The 17,578-nt window shown below is 48.0% G+C and carries 17 protein-coding genes; 6 read left to right on the plus strand and 11 right to left on the minus strand.

Annotated features, from left to right (window positions below; translation table 11 throughout):
• Nucleotides 1–55: 55 nt before the first annotated feature.
• The 4 genes from IMCC21906_RS10465 to nfuA are packed head-to-tail and all read right to left on the minus strand — an operon-like array spanning nucleotide 56 to nucleotide 2,320.
• Nucleotides 56–784 carry an endonuclease/exonuclease/phosphatase family protein gene (locus tag IMCC21906_RS10465; RefSeq protein ID WP_047012121.1) on the minus strand — a complete coding sequence of 243 codons (729 nt, stop codon included), beginning with the start codon at nucleotides 782–784 and terminating at the stop codon, nucleotides 56–58.
• Nucleotides 785–791: 7 nt separating this feature from the next.
• Nucleotides 792–1,256, minus strand: coding sequence for a YchJ family protein (locus tag IMCC21906_RS10470; protein WP_052763491.1), 465 nt, complete (start codon nucleotides 1,254–1,256; stop codon nucleotides 792–794).
• 6 nt (nucleotides 1,257–1,262) lie between these two features.
• Complete coding sequence (locus IMCC21906_RS10475) at nucleotides 1,263–1,679, minus strand: thioesterase family protein (RefSeq protein WP_047012122.1); 417 nt, start codon at nucleotides 1,677–1,679, stop codon at nucleotides 1,263–1,265.
• Between the two features lie 53 nt (nucleotides 1,680–1,732).
• Nucleotides 1,733–2,320 (minus strand): Fe-S biogenesis protein NfuA, encoded by a 588-nt coding sequence (gene nfuA / locus IMCC21906_RS10480; RefSeq protein ID WP_082117551.1) that lies wholly within the window; start codon nucleotides 2,318–2,320, stop codon nucleotides 1,733–1,735.
• 175 nt (nucleotides 2,321–2,495) lie between these two features.
• Here nfuA and metH point away from each other — a divergent pair, with 175 nt between their 5' ends.
• Complete coding sequence (metH, locus tag IMCC21906_RS10485) at nucleotides 2,496–6,194, plus strand: methionine synthase (RefSeq protein WP_047012123.1); 3,699 nt, start codon at nucleotides 2,496–2,498, stop codon at nucleotides 6,192–6,194.
• Between the two features lie 101 nt (nucleotides 6,195–6,295).
• Here the strand turns inward: metH and IMCC21906_RS16990 are convergent, their stop codons facing one another.
• Nucleotides 6,296–6,415 (minus strand): methionine synthase, encoded by a 120-nt coding sequence (locus tag IMCC21906_RS16990; protein ID WP_197085892.1) that lies wholly within the window; start codon nucleotides 6,413–6,415, stop codon nucleotides 6,296–6,298.
• A gap of 184 nt (nucleotides 6,416–6,599) precedes the next feature.
• On the opposite strand from IMCC21906_RS16990, the gene IMCC21906_RS10490 reads away from it, so the two are divergent.
• From IMCC21906_RS10490 to IMCC21906_RS10505, 4 genes are all read left to right on the plus strand, one after another.
• Complete coding sequence (locus IMCC21906_RS10490) at nucleotides 6,600–6,821, plus strand: DUF2970 domain-containing protein (RefSeq protein ID WP_047012124.1); 222 nt, start codon at nucleotides 6,600–6,602, stop codon at nucleotides 6,819–6,821.
• Nucleotides 6,822–6,982: 161 nt separating this feature from the next.
• Nucleotides 6,983–8,626, plus strand: coding sequence for a nitrite/sulfite reductase (locus IMCC21906_RS10495; RefSeq protein WP_047012125.1), 1,644 nt, complete (start codon nucleotides 6,983–6,985; stop codon nucleotides 8,624–8,626).
• On the plus strand, nucleotides 8,619–9,098 hold the full coding sequence (locus IMCC21906_RS10500) for a DUF934 domain-containing protein (protein WP_047012126.1): 480 nt from the start codon (nucleotides 8,619–8,621) through the stop codon (nucleotides 9,096–9,098). The genes IMCC21906_RS10495 and IMCC21906_RS10500 overlap by 8 nt, the downstream gene beginning before the upstream one ends.
• A gap of 134 nt (nucleotides 9,099–9,232) precedes the next feature.
• On the plus strand, nucleotides 9,233–10,399 hold the full coding sequence (locus IMCC21906_RS10505) for a cation:proton antiporter (RefSeq protein ID WP_047012127.1): 1,167 nt from the start codon (nucleotides 9,233–9,235) through the stop codon (nucleotides 10,397–10,399).
• Nucleotides 10,400–10,404: 5 nt separating this feature from the next.
• Here the strand turns inward: IMCC21906_RS10505 and IMCC21906_RS10510 are convergent, their stop codons facing one another.
• The 3 genes from IMCC21906_RS10510 to IMCC21906_RS10520 form a co-directional block, all read right to left on the minus strand.
• The gene (locus tag IMCC21906_RS10510) at nucleotides 10,405–10,971 is read right to left on the minus strand and encodes a YceI family protein (RefSeq protein ID WP_047012128.1); all 567 of its coding nucleotides are present in this window, start codon (nucleotides 10,969–10,971) and stop codon (nucleotides 10,405–10,407) included.
• A 215-nt stretch (nucleotides 10,972–11,186) separates the two neighbouring features.
• Complete coding sequence (locus tag IMCC21906_RS10515) at nucleotides 11,187–12,116, minus strand: electron transfer flavoprotein subunit alpha/FixB family protein (protein WP_047012129.1); 930 nt, start codon at nucleotides 12,114–12,116, stop codon at nucleotides 11,187–11,189.
• Entirely contained in the window at nucleotides 12,116–12,865 is a 750-nt protein-coding gene (locus IMCC21906_RS10520; protein WP_047012130.1) for an electron transfer flavoprotein subunit beta/FixA family protein, read from the minus strand. Before IMCC21906_RS10520 ends, IMCC21906_RS10515 begins: the two co-directional genes overlap by 1 nt.
• A gap of 385 nt (nucleotides 12,866–13,250) precedes the next feature.
• Between IMCC21906_RS10520 and IMCC21906_RS10525 the strand changes: the two genes are divergently transcribed.
• The gene (locus IMCC21906_RS10525) at nucleotides 13,251–14,906 is read left to right on the plus strand and encodes an electron transfer flavoprotein-ubiquinone oxidoreductase (protein ID WP_047012131.1); all 1,656 of its coding nucleotides are present in this window, start codon (nucleotides 13,251–13,253) and stop codon (nucleotides 14,904–14,906) included.
• 78 nt (nucleotides 14,907–14,984) lie between these two features.
• Here IMCC21906_RS10525 and IMCC21906_RS10530 read toward each other — a convergent pair whose 3' ends face one another.
• The 3 genes from IMCC21906_RS10530 to IMCC21906_RS10540 form a co-directional block, all read right to left on the minus strand.
• Nucleotides 14,985–15,515, minus strand: a complete 531-nt coding sequence (locus tag IMCC21906_RS10530) for a DUF1285 domain-containing protein (protein ID WP_047012132.1) — start codon at nucleotides 15,513–15,515, stop codon at nucleotides 14,985–14,987.
• Nucleotides 15,516–15,539: 24 nt separating this feature from the next.
• Nucleotides 15,540–16,712, minus strand: coding sequence for a phosphoglycerate dehydrogenase (locus IMCC21906_RS10535; RefSeq protein ID WP_047012133.1), 1,173 nt, complete (start codon nucleotides 16,710–16,712; stop codon nucleotides 15,540–15,542).
• Nucleotides 16,713–16,775: 63 nt separating this feature from the next.
• Nucleotides 16,776–17,519, minus strand: coding sequence for a 4'-phosphopantetheinyl transferase superfamily protein (locus tag IMCC21906_RS10540; RefSeq protein WP_052763492.1), 744 nt, complete (start codon nucleotides 17,517–17,519; stop codon nucleotides 16,776–16,778).
• Between the last annotated feature and the right edge of the window lie 59 nt (nucleotides 17,520–17,578).

The raw sequence follows: 17,578 nt of genomic DNA on the forward strand, positions 1-17,578 counted from the left end.
ATGGCTTTGCCCCGTTTTTTTACGGGGCTTTTTTTGCCTAGCGATAACTGACGCCCTATTTGTAAAGTGCCAATTCCGCATATAGACCACAGTGATCAGACAGGTTTTGCCAAGGTAAACCGCTCAATCGACGGCCTTCAATAACATCAAATCCTCGAAAATAGATTCTATCCAATCTCAGCATGGGACGTTTTACAGGAAAGCTTCTCACTGGCTTGCCATTAAGCTGAGTAAATACCTCTTTTAGCCCCATCCGTCGCTTAAAGCGCTGGTGAAGACTGCCCGTCCAATCGTTAAAATCGCCGGCAATAATGAGTGGCGCCGATGCCGGAACGCGCTGGGCGATAGCTTTCTCCAGCAGGCGAAATTGCTGGTGGCGTTCCCAGCCAAGCAGTCCCATATGCACGCACACCAAATGGATACCCGGCTCGATCTCAGTAAATAACAAACCCCGCTGGGAGCGGCGATAAAGGGAAACATCGACATTATCCGAGCTGAGTATGTGATATTTACTCAGAATGGCATTGCCATGATGGCCGTGGTCATACACCGCGTTTTTGCCATAGGCATAGTGAGGCCAAATGGTATCGGCAAGATATTCAAACTGACTGTCGTCAATCCAATTATTAACAGCACTGGCATGCTGTTGGTTTTCGCCTACCACTTCCTGAAGAAACACAATATCGGCATTAACCGTGCGAATGCTGTCGCGGATTTCATCCAATAAAAACCGCCGATTTGCTGAGCAAAACCCCTTGTGAACGTTATAGGAAAGAATTCGCATCAATGGTCTAGGTCGGGTGGCAGGCTTTGAGCTTGTTCTGGCTTCCGCACCAACAGGGATCATTTCGGCCCAGTTTTACCGGTGGCAGGATATCGCCGTCCAAATACAGCCAATGACCCTTTTCCCGAACAAAACGAGAGCGCTCATGCAGCTGGCCGGGCTTATCTTCTTCGTCCACATAAAAAGCTACAAACTCTACCTCACCACGGTTTTCGGTATAGGCAGGGGCATCAATAATATCCAGGCGCGTCCAGCGAATACCTGCAAAGCTGGATTTAAGTGTGGTTTCATCCTCATTAATCCGGCGGCTGTGATGCCAAGTGGATATCAGATAACCGTGGGCTTTGCGGGCGAATGCCACAAAGCGTGAGCGCATAAGCGCTTCTGGGGTTTGGGCTACATCAATGCCTTGTAACAGCGGGCAGCAGCATTCTTCGTAATCCAAACCAGAGCAACAAGGACAAGCAGACATCGTGTGTTATTCCACTTTTCCCGGGCTATCTGGAATCAAGGCGCTATCGGTGGGTTTCCAATCTGATGGCAACTTAATCGCCTCGCGGGTTTCCCGGTCAAAACCAACTAATACTGAGCGGCTGACGGTTGCACACTCGCCGTTGGCGTAGATGTGATGACAAACCGTCATGCTTTTGCTGCCTACGCGCTCACACCACGTGTCGACCACAACATGGTGGTCAAAACGGATCTCCTTCAACATATCCATTTTGACACTGGCGACAACATGGTTAGGGACTTCGCTGAACTCACGTACTTCCCGAAAGTAATCGACCCGTGCCAAATCAAAATACTGGGCATAAACACTATTAGAGACATGACCCAAGAAATCCAGATCCGAAAAACGAACCTGGATATCGGTACGGGTTTTGGGTAATTGCATGCTGTTTCCTATTATTGCTGCCAGCGACCCCACTGGCAGCATCGCGCCATTCTTTATTTGAAGTAGGCATTCTCGGTATTGCTGTGGTCGGTACTATCTTTGACCCCGGCCAGCTCAGGCACTTGCTCTAGCAAGGTTTTCTCGACACCTTCTTTCAGAGTCACGTCTACCATGCCACAGCCCTGACAACCGCCGCCAAATTTAAGAACAGCAAAATTGTCCTCGGTTAGAGTCATCAGCGACACCTCACCGCCATGAGCGGCCAATGATGGATTAATTTCGTTGTAGAGCACGTAGTTAATCCGGTCTTCGATAGGACTGTTTTCATCCACACGAGGCAACCGTGCATTGGGCGCCTTGATGGTCAACTGACCACCCATTCGATCTTTTGAATAATCGATAAGCGCATCGTCAAGAAAGGCAACGCTGCGCTCCTCGAAATACGCTTTAAACTTAGGGTATTCAACGACGATATCTTCGCCTTTGTCATCGCCCTCTCGACAGTAGGCGATGCAGGTTTCGGCTTTAGGCGTACCTGGCTGAGTAATAAAAATGCGTACACCAATCACGTCGTCCTGCTTAGAAAGCAGTTCTGCCAGATAATCCTGCCCAGACTCGGTAATCGTCATTTTCACGGGCATTTCCTGTGCAACGACTTCTTCGCTTGCCATATTCACCTCTTCATATCCCGCTGTTTTCGCAAACAATTTCATAGCCAGCGAGAGTATCTGCTAGAATTGTAGAGTTTAACACGAAGGCCATTGCCACCACAGCCTGCAATCCTTTGCCAAGACTTTTTATATCATCAGGATTTTCATGACCGACGCCAAACACCGTAGCGAACAATTGATCAATGCCCTCAAAGACCGAATTTTGGTGATTGATGGCGCTATGGGCAGCATGATTCAAAGTTATAACCTCACCGAACAAGACTATCGGGGTGAGCGTTTTGCCGACTATCACAAAGACCTCAAGGGCAATAACGACCTTCTCACTCTGACTAGACCCGATGTGGTTCGAGAAATTCACCAGGCTTACCTAGATGCAGGTTCTGACCTGATTGGCGCCAATACCTTTAACTCCACAGCCGTGTCCCAACAAGACTACGAACTGGGCAGCATTGCTGAAGAACTATGCGTTGAAGGCGCCAAAATCGCCCGGGAAGTCGCCGACGCCGCCACCGCAAAAAATCCAGACAAGCCCCGTTTCGTCGCAGGCATACTGGGGCCCACCCCCCGCACAGCGTCCATCTCACCCGACGTAAACGATCCCGGCGCTCGCAATATTACCTTTGACCAATTAGTTGAGGACTATTACGCCGCTACCCGAGGCCTGATCCAAGGTGGCTCAGATGTATTGTTAATCGAAACTGTCTTCGACAGCCTTAACGCCAAAGCAGCGGTGTTTGCAGTGCTGCAATACTTTGAAGATTCCAGTATTGAATTGCCCATTATGATTTCGGTGACCTTTCCCGATACCAGTGGCCGGACTCTGTCTGGGCAAACCCCCACCGCGTTCTGGAACTCTATTGCCCACGCCAAGCCTCTTATTATTGGCAGCAATTGTGGCAGAAGATTCAAGGAGATACGGCCTTTTGTTGAGGAATTAGCCGAAGCATCAGATTGTTATTTTAGCGGTCATTTTAACGCCGGCCTTCCCAATGAGTTTGGCGAATATGACGAAACCCCCGAAGACATGCACGACGAGTTACGGGACTTTGCCCAGCGTGGTTATTTAAATTTAATCGGCGGTTGTTGTGGCACCACTCCGGCGCATATCGAAGCCATTGCCAAAGCCGTAGAAGATGTTACCCCCCGTCCCCTGCCCCAGCGGGAACCCAAATGTCGCTTAGCGGGCTTGGAGCCATTTCACATTGGTTCAGATAGCTTATTTGTCAACGTTGGCGAACGCTGTAACGTCACCGGCTCAGCCGTGTTTAAACGCTTGATTTTAGAAAATGACTACGACGCTGCCTTATCGGTAGCCCGCCAGCAAGTGGAAAACGGCGCCCAGATTATCGATATCAACATGGATGAAGGCATGCTGGATGCCGAAAATGCCATAGTTACTTTTCTCAACCTTATCGCCTCGGAGCCCGATATCTCCCGGGTGCCGATTATGGTCGACTCCTCCAAATGGCATGTCATTGAAGCCGGTCTAAAGTGCATTCAGGGCAAGCCAATAGTTAACTCCATTTCGCTTAAAGAAGGGGAAGACGAGTTTCGCAAGCATGCCCGGCAGTGCCTGAAATACGGTGCCGCCGTGGTCGTCATGGCCTTTGATGAAGATGGTCAGGCAGACAGTTTTGCCCGCAAGTCTGAAATCAGTCGGCGCTCCTACAATATTTTGGTCAATGAAATTGGCTTTCCGCCTCAAGATATTATTTTTGACCCCAATATTTTTGCCGTGGCCACCGGGATCGAGGAGCACAACAACTACGCCGTCGATTTTATTGAGGCCACCGCCTTTATTAAAAAAGAACTGCCATACGCCTTGGTTTCCGGGGGTGTTTCTAATGTGTCGTTCTCATTCCGAGGTAATAACCCCGTCCGAGAAGCCATTCACTCGGTCTTTTTATACCACGCCATCAAGGCAGGCATGGATATGGGCATCGTCAACGCCAGTCAGCTGGCGATTTACGACGACCTTCCCTCCGAGCTGAAGGAAACTGTCGAAGACGTCATTTTGAACCGCCGGGATGACTCCACCGAGCGCTTACTCGATATTGCCGATAAATACCGGGGCGACGGTGGTGGTATTAACAGCAAAGAGGATCTAAGCTGGCGAGAGCTGCCGGTTGAAAAGCGCATAGAACACGCGCTGGTTAAAGGTATCACCACCTATATCGAAGAAGACGCCGAGCAGGCCCGTCAACAGGCCAGCAAACCCATTGATGTGATTGAAGGTCCATTAATGGATGGCATGAACGTAGTTGGCGACTTGTTCGGCGACGGAAAGATGTTTTTGCCTCAGGTGGTTAAATCCGCTCGGGTAATGAAACAAGCGGTGGCCTATTTAAACCCCTACATTGAGGCTGGCAAAGAAGTCGGTGCCAAGGCCAACGGTCGGGTGTTGATGGCCACGGTCAAAGGTGACGTGCACGATATCGGCAAGAATATTGTAGGGGTGGTACTGCAGTGTAATAACTTCGAGGTTATAGACCTGGGCGTGATGGTGCCCTGCGAAAAAATTCTAGAAACCGCAATTCGAGAAAAAGTAGATATTATTGGCCTCAGCGGCTTAATTACGCCCTCTCTCGATGAAATGGTCCATGTCGCCAGCGAAATGCAGCGTCAGGGTTTAAACATTCCATTAATGATTGGCGGCGCTACCACGTCTAAGGCTCACACCGCGGTTAAAATCGAGCCACAGTACAAAAACGACGGTACTGTTTATGTCCCCGATGCCTCCCGTAGCGTATCCGTGGCCAGTAACCTTATTAGCCAAGGCAACAAAGCCGGGTTTATTCAAGAGCAACGGGAAGAGTATGAACGCGTTAGAGTTCGTCGAGCCGGTCGCCAAATTAAAACCCGGATGCATCCTTACACCGAAGCCTGCAGCCGTCACTTTGTCACCGACTGGGAGAACTACACACCCCCTACACCAAGCTTTTTAGGTATCAAAGAGTTTACGGATTACCCGCTGGAAATCCTCAGAGAAACCATCGACTGGACGCCGTTTTTCATCTCTTGGGGACTGGCAGGCAAATACCCGAAAATTCTTAAGGACGACGTGGTTGGTGAAGCTGCTAGAAACTTGTTTGACGACGCACAAAAGATGCTGGACAAAATTCTTAGCGACAAAAGCTTACAGGCGAATGGTGTCATTGGCTTTTGGCCCGCCCAGCGACAAGGCAGCGACGATGTCGCTGTTTTCGACCCCGATACGTCCGAGCAATTAGCAACGCTTCATCATTTGCGTCAGCAATCAGTTAAACCCGATGACAAACCACAAATGAGTTTGGCTGATTACATTGCCCCCGCCGATAGCAAGGTTAAAGACTACGTCGGCGCCTTTGCTGTCACCACAGGACTTGGTGCAGACGAGCTAGCTCAAGCCTATGAAAAAGCCAACGATGACTACAGCGCCATCATGGTAAAAGCACTGGCCGATCGATTAGCAGAGTCCTTTGCCGAACATTTGCATTTGCGGGTGCGCAAAGAGTTTTGGGCTTACTCGCCCGATGAAGAACTCAGCAATGAAGAGCTGATTAAAGAGTCTTATCGCGGTATTCGACCAGCACCGGGCTACCCGGCCTGCCCTGATCATACCGAGAAAGAGACGCTTTTCTCTCTCCTCAAAGCAACCGAGAAAACCGGTATCAGCCTGACCGAACATCTGGCAATGTTCCCCGCCGCAGCGGTGAGTGGTTTTTATTACTCTCACCCCCAGGCACGTTATTTTGCGGTGGGCAAAATCAGCAAAGACCAAGTCGAGGATATTGCCCAGCGTAAAGGCATGGAATTTAAAGCCATGGAGCGCTGGCTTTCTCCAAACTTGGATTACGACCCCTAGAAAAGGCATAAGTGAGTTGCCCATAAAAAAGCCGCTTCGTATGTGGAAGCGGCTCCGTAAAACCTGACAACCTATATCAAGACGGGACAATTTGTCCCAGCTTAGCCAGGCATATGGCTCAACCAGTAAACAACGGTCGCCACAACCAAACTCAGAATGGCAACAGATGCAATGGCGTCTGCGGTGTTATCTTCACGAGCTTCTTGTTCTTTATCGGACATCATTCACCTCAATTTCGGCAATTCGTTAATGGGTAATGGAAAAAACTGCCGGGATTATAACAAGAAAATTTCTATGTCGCCGAGGCATATCAGCCGCTTCACTAAGCATTATTCAAAGAAAGCGTTATGAGACAGTCCCTTCTCGCCGTAAAATAGCTGCTAAAGATACCGAGAGGTGAATGTGATGACTGAGACACCCGACAAACCGCTGCAAAAGCCGCCCGGACCCTTTGCGGTTATTGGCAGCGTCGTAGCCGCTGCGTTTGGCGTGCAAAGCCGTAAAAATCGCGAGCGTGATTTTCAACATGGCCGATTCCGTAACTACGTTATCGCCGCCGTTCTTTTTGTGGTTGTCTTTATCGCTTCTGTCACCTCTATCGTTCGCTTAGTGCTTAGCCAAAGCTAAACGCACTTTGTTATCGGTTTAGCAGTTATCAGAAATCAGCAAAAACCGTTAGTTTCCTGAACCGCACTGCTTTAGCATACTCGCGCCCGTTATTGCGACAGCAATTGCGATAGGCTAACTCCGGGGGCAACAAGCCCTACTGACTATTTCACAAGGTAATTATGTACGTTTACGACGATTACGACCGCGCGATGATCAATCAGCGGGTAGACCAGTTTAGAGACCAGACCCAGCGCTACCTCGATGGCAAAATCACCGAGGAGCAGTTTCTTCCTCTGCGCCTGCAAAATGGTCTTTATATTCAACGCCTCGCGCCGATGATGCGTATTGCCGTGCCCTACGGCACCCTGAACAGCACTCAGCTGCGTAAACTGGCTCAAATCAGCCGAGATTACGACAAGGGCTATGCTCACATCAGCACCCGTCAAAATGTACAGCTGAACTGGCCACTGCTTGAAGAAGTACCAGATATTTTGCAAGAGTTGGCCAGCGTTGAGATGCACGCCGTGCAAACCAGTGGCAACTGTATTCGCAACGTCACCGCAGATCAGTTCTCTGGCGTTGCCGTAGACGAAGTAGAAGATGCCCGCCCCTACTGCGAAATTATCCGCCAGTGGTCTACCTTCCACCCTGAATTTGCTTTTCTGCCTCGCAAATTCAAAATCGCCGTCTGCGGTTCAGAAACTGATCGCGCTGCGGTAATGGTCCACGACATTGGCCTGCAAATTTTAAAAAACGAAAACAACGAAACGCGCTTTAGAGTGATTGTCGGCGGTGGTTTAGGCAGAACGCCAATTATTGGTCAGGTTATCCACGAATCACTAGAGCCCAAGCACCTGCTAAGCTACCTAGAAGCGATTCTGCGGGTTTACAACCAACTTGGCCGCCGGGACAACAAATTTAAAGCTCGTATCAAAATACTGGTTAAGGCTCTTGGGCCAGAAGCATTTAAAGAAAAAGTAGAATCGGAATGGGCAAATATTCGCGATGGCGATATGGTCCTCACCGAAGCAGAGATAGATCGTGCAAAATCTTTCTTCACTCGTCCCAACTACCAAACTCTTGAAAACCAAGACCTGCAAGCGATGGCGTTAGAAGGTCCTGACTTTGCTCGCTGGTTAAAACAAAACACGCATGAGCATAAGCAAGATGGCTACCGCATCGTCACCCTGTCGTTAAAACCGACTGGCATTGCCCCCGGTGATGTGACCGCCGAACAGCTAGAAGAGATTGCAGATTTGGGCGAACGTTATGGCTTTGGCGAAATCCGCACCACTCACCAGCAAAACATAGTGCTCCCCGATGTAAAACAGAGTGACCTGCTAACGTTGTGGAAAGAGTTACATGCCCTTGAGCTTGCCACCCCGACCATCGGCACTTTAAACGATATTATTTGCTGCCCTGGTGGCGATTTCTGCTCGCTGGCAAATGCGAAATCTATTCCCATTGCCGAAGCGATACAGCGTCGCTTTGATGACCTAGATTATGTTTACGACTTGGGCGAAATTGAGTTAAACATCTCTGGCTGCATGAATGCCTGCGGCCACCATCATATCGGCAACATTGGTATTTTGGGAGTAGACAAAAAAGGTCAGGAGTTTTATCAGGTTTCTCTGGGCGGTAGCCAGGGCTTAAACGCCTCTATTGGCAAAATTCTCGGGCCTTCTTTTGCGCAAGAACAAGTGCCCGACGTTATTGAAAAAGTGCTGGATACCTACGTTAGTCTTCGTCAACCAGAAGAGCCCTTCTCTGACACGTTTGCCCGTGTTGGCCTCGACCCATTTAAGGAGCGTGTCTATGCCTAAAATCATCAAAAACAATCAGCTCGTTGACGACAATTGGCTGCTGTGGCGCGACACTGAGTCCCTTCCGGAGCAAGGCCCAGTTATTGTTCCGCTCAAACTGTGGCAAGAACATAAAGCCAGTCTTAAAAAGCTGGATAATGTTGCAGTATTTTTGTCCAGCGACGAGTCACCAAAACTGCTGGCAGACGATCTTGACAACTTTGACATGATCGCCGTCGATTTCCCAAAGTTTGCCGATGGCCGAGGCTTTAGCTATGGCAGAGAACTGCGGGAACAACATGGATTTACTGGGGAGCTTCGTGCAATAGGCGATTTTATCCGCGATCAACTGTTCTTTTTGAAACGCTGCGGTTTTGACGCCTATGCACTGGACACAGACGATCTAGAGGGTGCCTTGGCCAGTTTTAATGATTTTAGTACTGGTTATCAAGCCTCAGTGGACCAACCCCTACCCTTATATCGGCGCAGATAGACTCACTCCCTGCAGAACCCAATGAGGCCGCAAATTTGCGGCCTTTTTTTATTCTCCAAATAAGCTATGTTATAGCTAAGAATCATAATTATATAAACGGGTTCAGTCAGTCCCATCTAAACGCAAGGCCACGAATGACGACAACACTCACCTTTTCATTTTTTATTATCTTCACTGGTGCGGCGCTACTTGCCACATTGGCCCTGTATACTCGCCAGCCACTGTTAATGGCTTATATCGCCCTAGGGGCCGCAGCGGGCCCTTATGGGGCGGCATGGGTCAGTGATGTGCAACTGCTTGCTGAAATCGCCAGCATTGGTATTTTATTCCTGCTGTTTTTACTTGGGCTGGATATGCAGCCCAGCGCCCTAGTCAAAACGCTACGCAAAACCACGGTGGTTGCCCTACTCAGTTCTCTTGCTTTTGCCGCTGTGGGTTTTAGCCTCTGCACGGCCTTTGGATTTAGTATGCAAGAGAGCCTTATTGCCGGTGCGGCCATGATGTTCTCCAGCACCATTATTGGCATCAAACTCCTTCCCACTACCGTGCTGCATCATCGTATTACTGGCGAACTCATGGTTGGCCTGTTGCTGCTTCAAGATTTAATTGCGATCTTTGTTTTATTGGTTTTATTCAGCATGAGTAGTGGCAGCTTTTCTGCCATGGCTTTTGTAAAAACCCTCGCAGCACTACCCATACTGGTTGGCTTTGCCTTTCTCACAGTCCGGTATTTATTATTGCCATTACTACAGCGTTTTGATCGCTTTCATGAATACATATTTCTACTTGCCATTGCCTGGTGTCTCGGTTTAGCCGAACTGGGGCATCAGCTGGGTTTATCCGCAGAAATGGGCGCATTTCTAGCGGGTATCAGCCTAGCAACCAGTCCAATATCCCAATACATCGCAATCAATTTAAAACCGCTGCGAGATTTTTTTCTGATTTTGTTTTTTTTCTCGCTCGGTGCCCGATTCGACATCGGTTTACTGAGCAGCATCATTCTACCCACGCTATTACTTGCAACACTGATGCTGGGTGGTAAACCAGTGGTATATCGTTTTTTGATGAAGACAATGACAAGAAGCAAGGCCCTGGCTTGGGACCTTGGTTTTAGAATGGGACAGATCAGTGAGTTTTCTTTACTGATTGCCTATGTCGCAGCAGAGCAAAAATTGATAAGCGACGAAGTGTCTCACTTGATTCAAGCGACCGCCATTATCAGCTTTGTGGTGTCATCTTATATTGTCGTGCTAAATTACCCGACGCCGATCGCAATATCAGATCGTCTGCGCCGGGATTAACTAAACTAGTTGAACAATACTGAGAAAGTCACCGGTACAGTTAATGCTATGCTGTTAAGACCGGCAAGACTACGCAGCTTGCCCACGCCTTTTATCAAGTCAAAACTTCTCACATCGACAAACCCTGGCGCAATTGTGGTGGCAGAATAGCTGCCATCACTGCTTTTAGTAACCAAAATATCAAAGTCCAGCTTACCCACGTTACCATTTAACGCGAGCTCACCACTCAAGCTAATTTGCTTTTGCTCACCCGCTTTCAATACGGTCAGTTCAGTCATATCTAACTTTGCTGTATAAACGGCTTTGCTAAACTCTTCGGTTTTGAACAGATATTTGCGCACCCGCTCATCCCGTATTTCAATGCCCGTATTAACACTGGCAAGAGGTACGGAAATTTGTGCATCACCTTCTGCGCTCAAGCTACCCGAAAGCTCATCAAACGTGAGCACTTCGGAAATGGAGTCGTTTTTAATACTCACGAAATACAGTGCCGACTCGTCAGTCTGGAGCTCCAATGCTTGTGCGGCAACGAGTGGCAAGCTCAAAACCAAGGCCGAGATAAATCGCTTCATTTTTTCTCCTTTCACGCAGAAGTGCGAATAGCATCTAACAGGCTGAATTTGTTAAGAACATTTTCAAGGCAGTAAGTGCCTGGCAAGTGTCGTTTATTGTCACTATTAGAAGTTTTACCTTATGCGTGGCGTTAACTCAAGATACACCTTTGATAGGCAAAAAAAAGCCCAGCATAAGCCGGGCTTCACAAAATGATATTAAGGCGACGTTGTTATTACAACGCGCTATCCATTTCAGGAAGAACATCAAACAAGTCAGCAACCAGACCGTAGTCAGCTACCTGGAAGATAGGAGCATCTTCGTCTTTGTTAATGGCAACAATGATTTTTGAGTCTTTCATACCGGCCAAATGCTGGATTGCTCCAGAGATACCAACCGCAATATACAAATCCGGAGCAACGATTTTACCCGTTTGCCCTACCTGCATATCGTTAGGAACAAAGCCCGCATCAACCGCAGCGCGCGACGCACCAACACCAGCACCCAGTTTGTCGGCAACTGCATATAGCAAACCAAAGTTTTCGCCGTTCTGCATACCGCGACCACCAGAAACCACAATGCTAGCAGCTGTCAGTTCAGGACGATCACTCTTCGCCAACTCTTCTTTAACAAAACTGGACGTGCCAGCATCGTGAGCAGAAGAGACCGCTTCAACAGCGGCAGAGCCACCTTCAGCAGCGGCAGCGTCAAATGCAGTGGCGCGCACAGTAATAACCTTGATGGCATCGCTGCTTTGCACTGTTGCAATGACATTACCTGCGTAGATAGGACGTTTGAATGTATCTTCACTTTCTACGGCGATAATTTCTGAGATCTGGCCAACATCAAGCAATGCCGCAACACGTGGCAAAGTGTTTTTGCCATTGGTGGTCGCAGGTGCAAGTACGTAACCGTAATCTTTGCCCAGCTCAGCAACCAATAAGCTGACATTCTCAGCCAATTGATGACCGTAAGCAGCGTTGTCTGCAGACAATACTTTGCTCACACCGTCGATTTTTGCCGCTGCTTCGGCAGCCGCACCACAACCTTCGCCAGCAACCAGCACAGTGATGTCACCACCAATCGCTTTTGCAGCAGTAATCGTGTTCAGTGTTGCCCCTTTGATCGAGGCATTATCGTGTTCAGCTACGACTAAAATACTCATCAGATCACCTTCGCCTCGTTTTTCAACTTGTCCATCAGCTCAGCAACATCAGCGACTTTAACACCCGCTTGACGTTCGGCAGGCGGCTCAACCTTCAACGTAGTTACGCGAGGAGTCACATCAATACCTAACTCATCAGGAGTCATAGTATCCATTGGTTTTTTCTTCGCCTTCATGATGTTAGGCAAAGACGCGTAACGTGGCTCGTTCAAGCGAAGATCAGTGGTTACAACTGCAGGCAGAGACAACTTAATTGTTTGCAGGCCACCATCAATCTCACGAGTAACGCTTACAGCATCACCGTCGACATCGACTTCAGAAGCAAACGTACCCTGTGACATACCCGAGAGTGCTGCCAACATTTGACCGGTTTGGTTGTTATCACCGTCAATGGCCTGCTTACCCATAATCACTAGCTGAGGCTCTTCTTTATCCACAACAGCTTTCAACAGTTTTGCAATGCCCAGTGGCTGGACAGCAACATCTGTTTCGATTAATAGAGCGCGATCAGCACCCAGTGCCAGCGCGGTACGAAGCTGCTCTTGAGCAACCTTCGGACCAACAGTGACGACGATGATTTCTGAAGCAACGCCTTTTTCTTTCAGACGAACAGCTTCTTCAACAGCAATTTCACAGAATGGATTAATCGCCATTTTGACATTATTGAGGTCAACGTCGGTGCCGTCCGATTTCGGACGCACTTTTACGTTGTAGTCAACGACTCGTTTGACAGCAACAAGAACCTTCATGGATTCCCCAGTACACGCGTAAATGAATTGGAATGGCTAACGGCCCTTACGCTGCGGATTATTTAAAAAAACAATCCGACTTGGACCAAGCCCCTATAAAAAAGCGGAGTAATATTGACGCTTAAGACCGTTAAGGTCAACCAGACAAGCTATTTACGCACTTGCCGGTAAATATAGCTATGGCCTTGCGTAATGCAATTGCCCCGCAACATCAACAGTTTAGCAGAGGACCCACCATCAACTCAAATTAATTCGCTTGCGTACTTAAATTCCTGCTAAAGTAGCCTTTTAAAGTAACGACACTTATAATTGCGCCTTTCGAATTGGTGATAATCCGCCCAATCATAAGGGCAAGCACCCGACAGATTAAATGAGGAGAGAATCAGTGGAACGCGAATCAATGGAGTTTGACGTCCTTATCGTCGGTGCCGGTCCTGCAGGACTGGCCGCCGCTTGTAAAATTCGCCAACTGAGTGAATCTACCGGTAAAGATATTAGTGTCTGTGTAGTAGAAAAAGGCTCAGAAGTCGGCGCACATATTTTATCAGGAGCGGTTTTTGAGCCCACTGCTCTCAATGAGCTCTTTCCAGACTGGAAAGAAAAAGGCGCCCCGCTACATACGCCTGTCACCGGTGATGATATTTATTACATGACCAGCGCTGAAAAAGCGACCAAGGTACCCGGCTTTGCTGTGCCCAAAACCATGCACAATGAAGGCAATTACATTATTAGTTTAGGTAACCTCTGCCGCTGGATGGCTGAACAAGCCGAAGGCATGGGCGCAGAAGTTTACCCCGGCTTCGCCGCTGCAGAAGTCTTGTATAACGATGATGGCAGCGTAAAAGGCATTGCCACTGGCGACATGGGCATCAGTGCCGATGGCCAGCAAAAAGATAGCTATATGCCGGGCATGGAGCTACACGCAAAATACACACTGTTTGCCGAAGGTTGCCGTGGCCATCTAGGCAAAATGCTGATGGAAAAATTTGACCTTAATAAAGATGCCGACCCTCAGCATTACGGCATTGGCATTAAAGAATTGTGGAAAATTGACCCTGCAAAACACGAACAAGGCAAGGTTATTCACGCTGCGGGTTGGCCATTATCAGAAAATGGCGCACTGGGCGGCAGCTTTCTTTATCACATCGAAGACAATCAGATATCCATGGGTCTCATTACCGATCTGTGCTATGACAACCCTTACCTATCGCCTTTTGAAGAGTTTCAACGCTTCAAACAACATCCGGTGATTAAACAATTCCTCGAAGGCGGAGAACGCGTTTCTTACGGCGCCCGGGCCATCTCTAAAGGCGGCTTACAATCGCTGCCAAAAATGACTTTCCCAGGTGGTCTACTGATTGGCTGTGACGCAGGTACGCTGAACTTCGCCAAAATCAAAGGCAGCCACACCGCGATGAAGTCAGGTTTAATCGCGGCGGAAGTTGTGCACAAAGCGCTAACTGAAGATGAGAAAAAAGGCGAAGAGCTCACCGAATACAAAACAGCCTTTGACAACTCCTGGCTTTACAAAGAACTCCATGAACAGCGTAACTTTGGTCCTGCACAACACAAGTGGGGTAACTTTCTTGGTTCAGCCTACGCTTTTGTAGACCTCAATATTTTCGGCGGCAAACTGCCATGGACACTGGCAGATACCAAACCCGACTACGCCCAAATGAAGCTGGCATCTGAATCTAAGAAAATTGAGTATGCCAAGCCAGACAACAAAATTAGCTTCGATAAGTTAACGTCGGTGTTTTTATCCAACACTAACCACGAAGAAGACCAGCCCTGTCATCTAACCCTAAAAGATCCAGAGCTGCCGATTCGTGAAAATCTACCTAAATATGCCGAACCAGCACAACGATACTGCCCTGCAGGTGTATATGAGGTGGTTGAAGACGCTGAAGGAACACCGAAGTTTCAGATCAACGGTCAAAACTGCGTTCACTGCAAAACCTGTGATATTAAAGACCCGTCGCAGAATATCGTATGGGTAACGCCAGAAGGTCTTGGCGGTCCAAATTATCCAAATATGTGATGACGAAAAAAAGCCGCCTAATAAAATAGGCGGCTTTTTTGTATTTGAAAATTTAAGCGTTAAGGTTTCATTTTTGGGCTATATTGTTCCCAGAATAAACGGCCCATCTTTACAGGGCAAAATCAGCTTCCCGTCCTCTTCCAGTGCCAAATCAACAAGACGATAAAAACAAGATCGATTTACCCTTGCTAACAAACCTCTCGTCGTCATAACACCAGGTCTAGGCTCATTGTCTTCAAACTCTACTGTCAGGGGATGGTCTTCAGACAATGGGTACCAGGCACCCGTATTGGTCTTTACGGCAATTGTCGGTGGATTCTGGTCAGAAACTTCTAAGTCAATTATTTGCAGTGGGCAATCTTCAACAGTGATACGCCACTTTTCTACTGGAGTTACCAGATAGTATTGCTCGTCATCTTCTTTACGAAGTATGGATGCAAATAGCTTAACCAGCTCATGACGCTTGATCTCTCCCCCCTCATGGAACCAACGTCCATCGGCAGCGATAACAATATCGATATCGCCACTGAGGTCTGGATGCCATTTTTCAACCGGAGGAGAAGCTGCTTGGTCTTTAAGCAGCTTCTCAATATCTTCAAGCGCTTTCATAACACTTCCTCGGCCACCAGGGCCTCAGCGAATCACTCGGACGTTGACAATACCCTCTAGCGCTTCTATCTGTTCGACTAGTGCTGAGCTGATATCACCGCCAATATCAATCAAATTATAGGCAATTTCATCTCGGCTTTTGTTTAACATGTCGAGAATATTAATTTCTGCGTCGGCAAGAATCGCCAACACACTACCCAGCATCTTTGGTACGTTTCGATTGGTAATTGCCAGGCGTACGCCAGCTGTGCGTTCTAATGCTAGATTAGGGAAATTGACTGAATTCTTGATATTACCGTTACAAAGAAAGTCCTGCAGCTGGTCTGCCGCCATGATCGCGCAGTTTTCTTCAGCTTCATCGGTACTGGCACCAATATGCGGCATCAAAACCACATCATCTCTGGCAATAAGCTCCGGTGTAGGAAAATCGGTGATAAAGGTGCGCAGTTGCTTGTTGTCCAGAGCCGAAATAACGGCAGCCACATCAACAATCTCTTCTCGGGCAAAATTAAGCAGGCAACTGCCCTCTTTCGCCGCAGCTAAAACATCACTACTGATAAGATTTCGCGTGGCATCTAATACCGGTAAGTGAAGGGTAATAAAGTCGGATTTGGCAAATAAGGTCAGCAAATTTTCCATTTTTTGAACTGAACTTGGCAATCGCCATGCCGCATCAACAGATAACGCAGGATCATAACCCACTACGTTCATGCCTAAATCCAGTGCAACTTTGGCAACCATTGATCCGATCGCCCCCAAGCCCACTACACCCAACGTTTTACCCAGTAGCTCCTGGCCTTTAAAGCGCTTTTTCTCTTTCTCAAGCAGTTTTGCCAAGGCCGCGCCGTCTTTCATATCTGCCAAGGAATTAACATAAGCAATACCCGGCAAAATGCCTCTTGATCCTAATGCAAGACCAGCCAACACCAGTTCTTTCACGGCATTGGCATTGGCGCCTGGCGTATTAAAAACAGGAACCCCTAACTCGGTACAAGCTGCCACAGGAATATTATTGGTACCCGCACCGGCTCTGGCGATGGCTTTTACTGATTCAGGAATATCCGCCGCGGCCAGTTTGTGACTGCGTAGCATAATCGCGTCTGGCGATGAAAACTCACTGGCAATTTCGTATTCGTCCCTGGGGAAGCGATTAAGCCCCTTTACAGAAATTTGGTTCAAGGTAAGAATTTGGTACACGGAGAACTCCTGTCAGGCAGAAACAGTGCTGTTTCCGCTCATGTTGTTAATGTGGTGAAAAGCTTAGCCATTAGCGTCGGTGGCAAACTCAGCCACAGGGCCAAGAGGGACACAGTTATAGAGATTTTGGCTGTTTATTTTTCCACCCATTGCCAATGCCGCTGTGTAGTTTTTGTCTTGAAGCAGTAAACGGAAATCCCACAGCCCGGCGTCCGGTCCTAGAAACTCTTTAAACGCACCATCTTTTAAAACCACTGAAAAATCATGCAACGGGATGGACAAGCCCTCCCCCCTGGATTTTAGATACGCTTCTTTTAAGGTCCAATAACGGAAGAAATCAGCTAATTTCTCCTCTTCACTGGTTTTATCATGCAATGCTTGCAGCTCTAGCGGTGAAAAATAATCATCCGCCACTCTTAGCAGGCTGGCACTATCAGAATGGTACTCCGCGTCAATACCAACAGGAAATTGGCTGCCCACAACGCAAACCGTCAAACCGTGAGTATGTGCTGTATTAAACTGAAGATCAGGCACAGCAGGATGCAACAGGGCTGGTTTACCAAATTGATTTACGCCGAATTCAAGATCTGCAGGCTTTGCGTCACAATATTTAGACAATACCCAGCGCAATAAAGCGCGGCTCACTAGATAATCTTGTTGATGATCCCCTTGAGAGAACTGCTCGTATTGCTGACGCTCTGAAAGCGATAGTAACTCCTCATAATCAGATAAAAAATTCTGTAAACGTTTGTCCTCAGTAAAACAAAACCAAACATCGAGATGACCAGGATTTAAAACTGTATTCATAAATACTACTTGTTTATTGTTATAAAAGTACGCGCCGCCGAAAGCAGCAGCGCGTTTTA

Source organism: Spongiibacter sp. IMCC21906 (assembly GCF_001010805.1).
In the GTDB taxonomy this organism is placed as follows: domain Bacteria; phylum Pseudomonadota; class Gammaproteobacteria; order Pseudomonadales; family Spongiibacteraceae; genus Spongiibacter.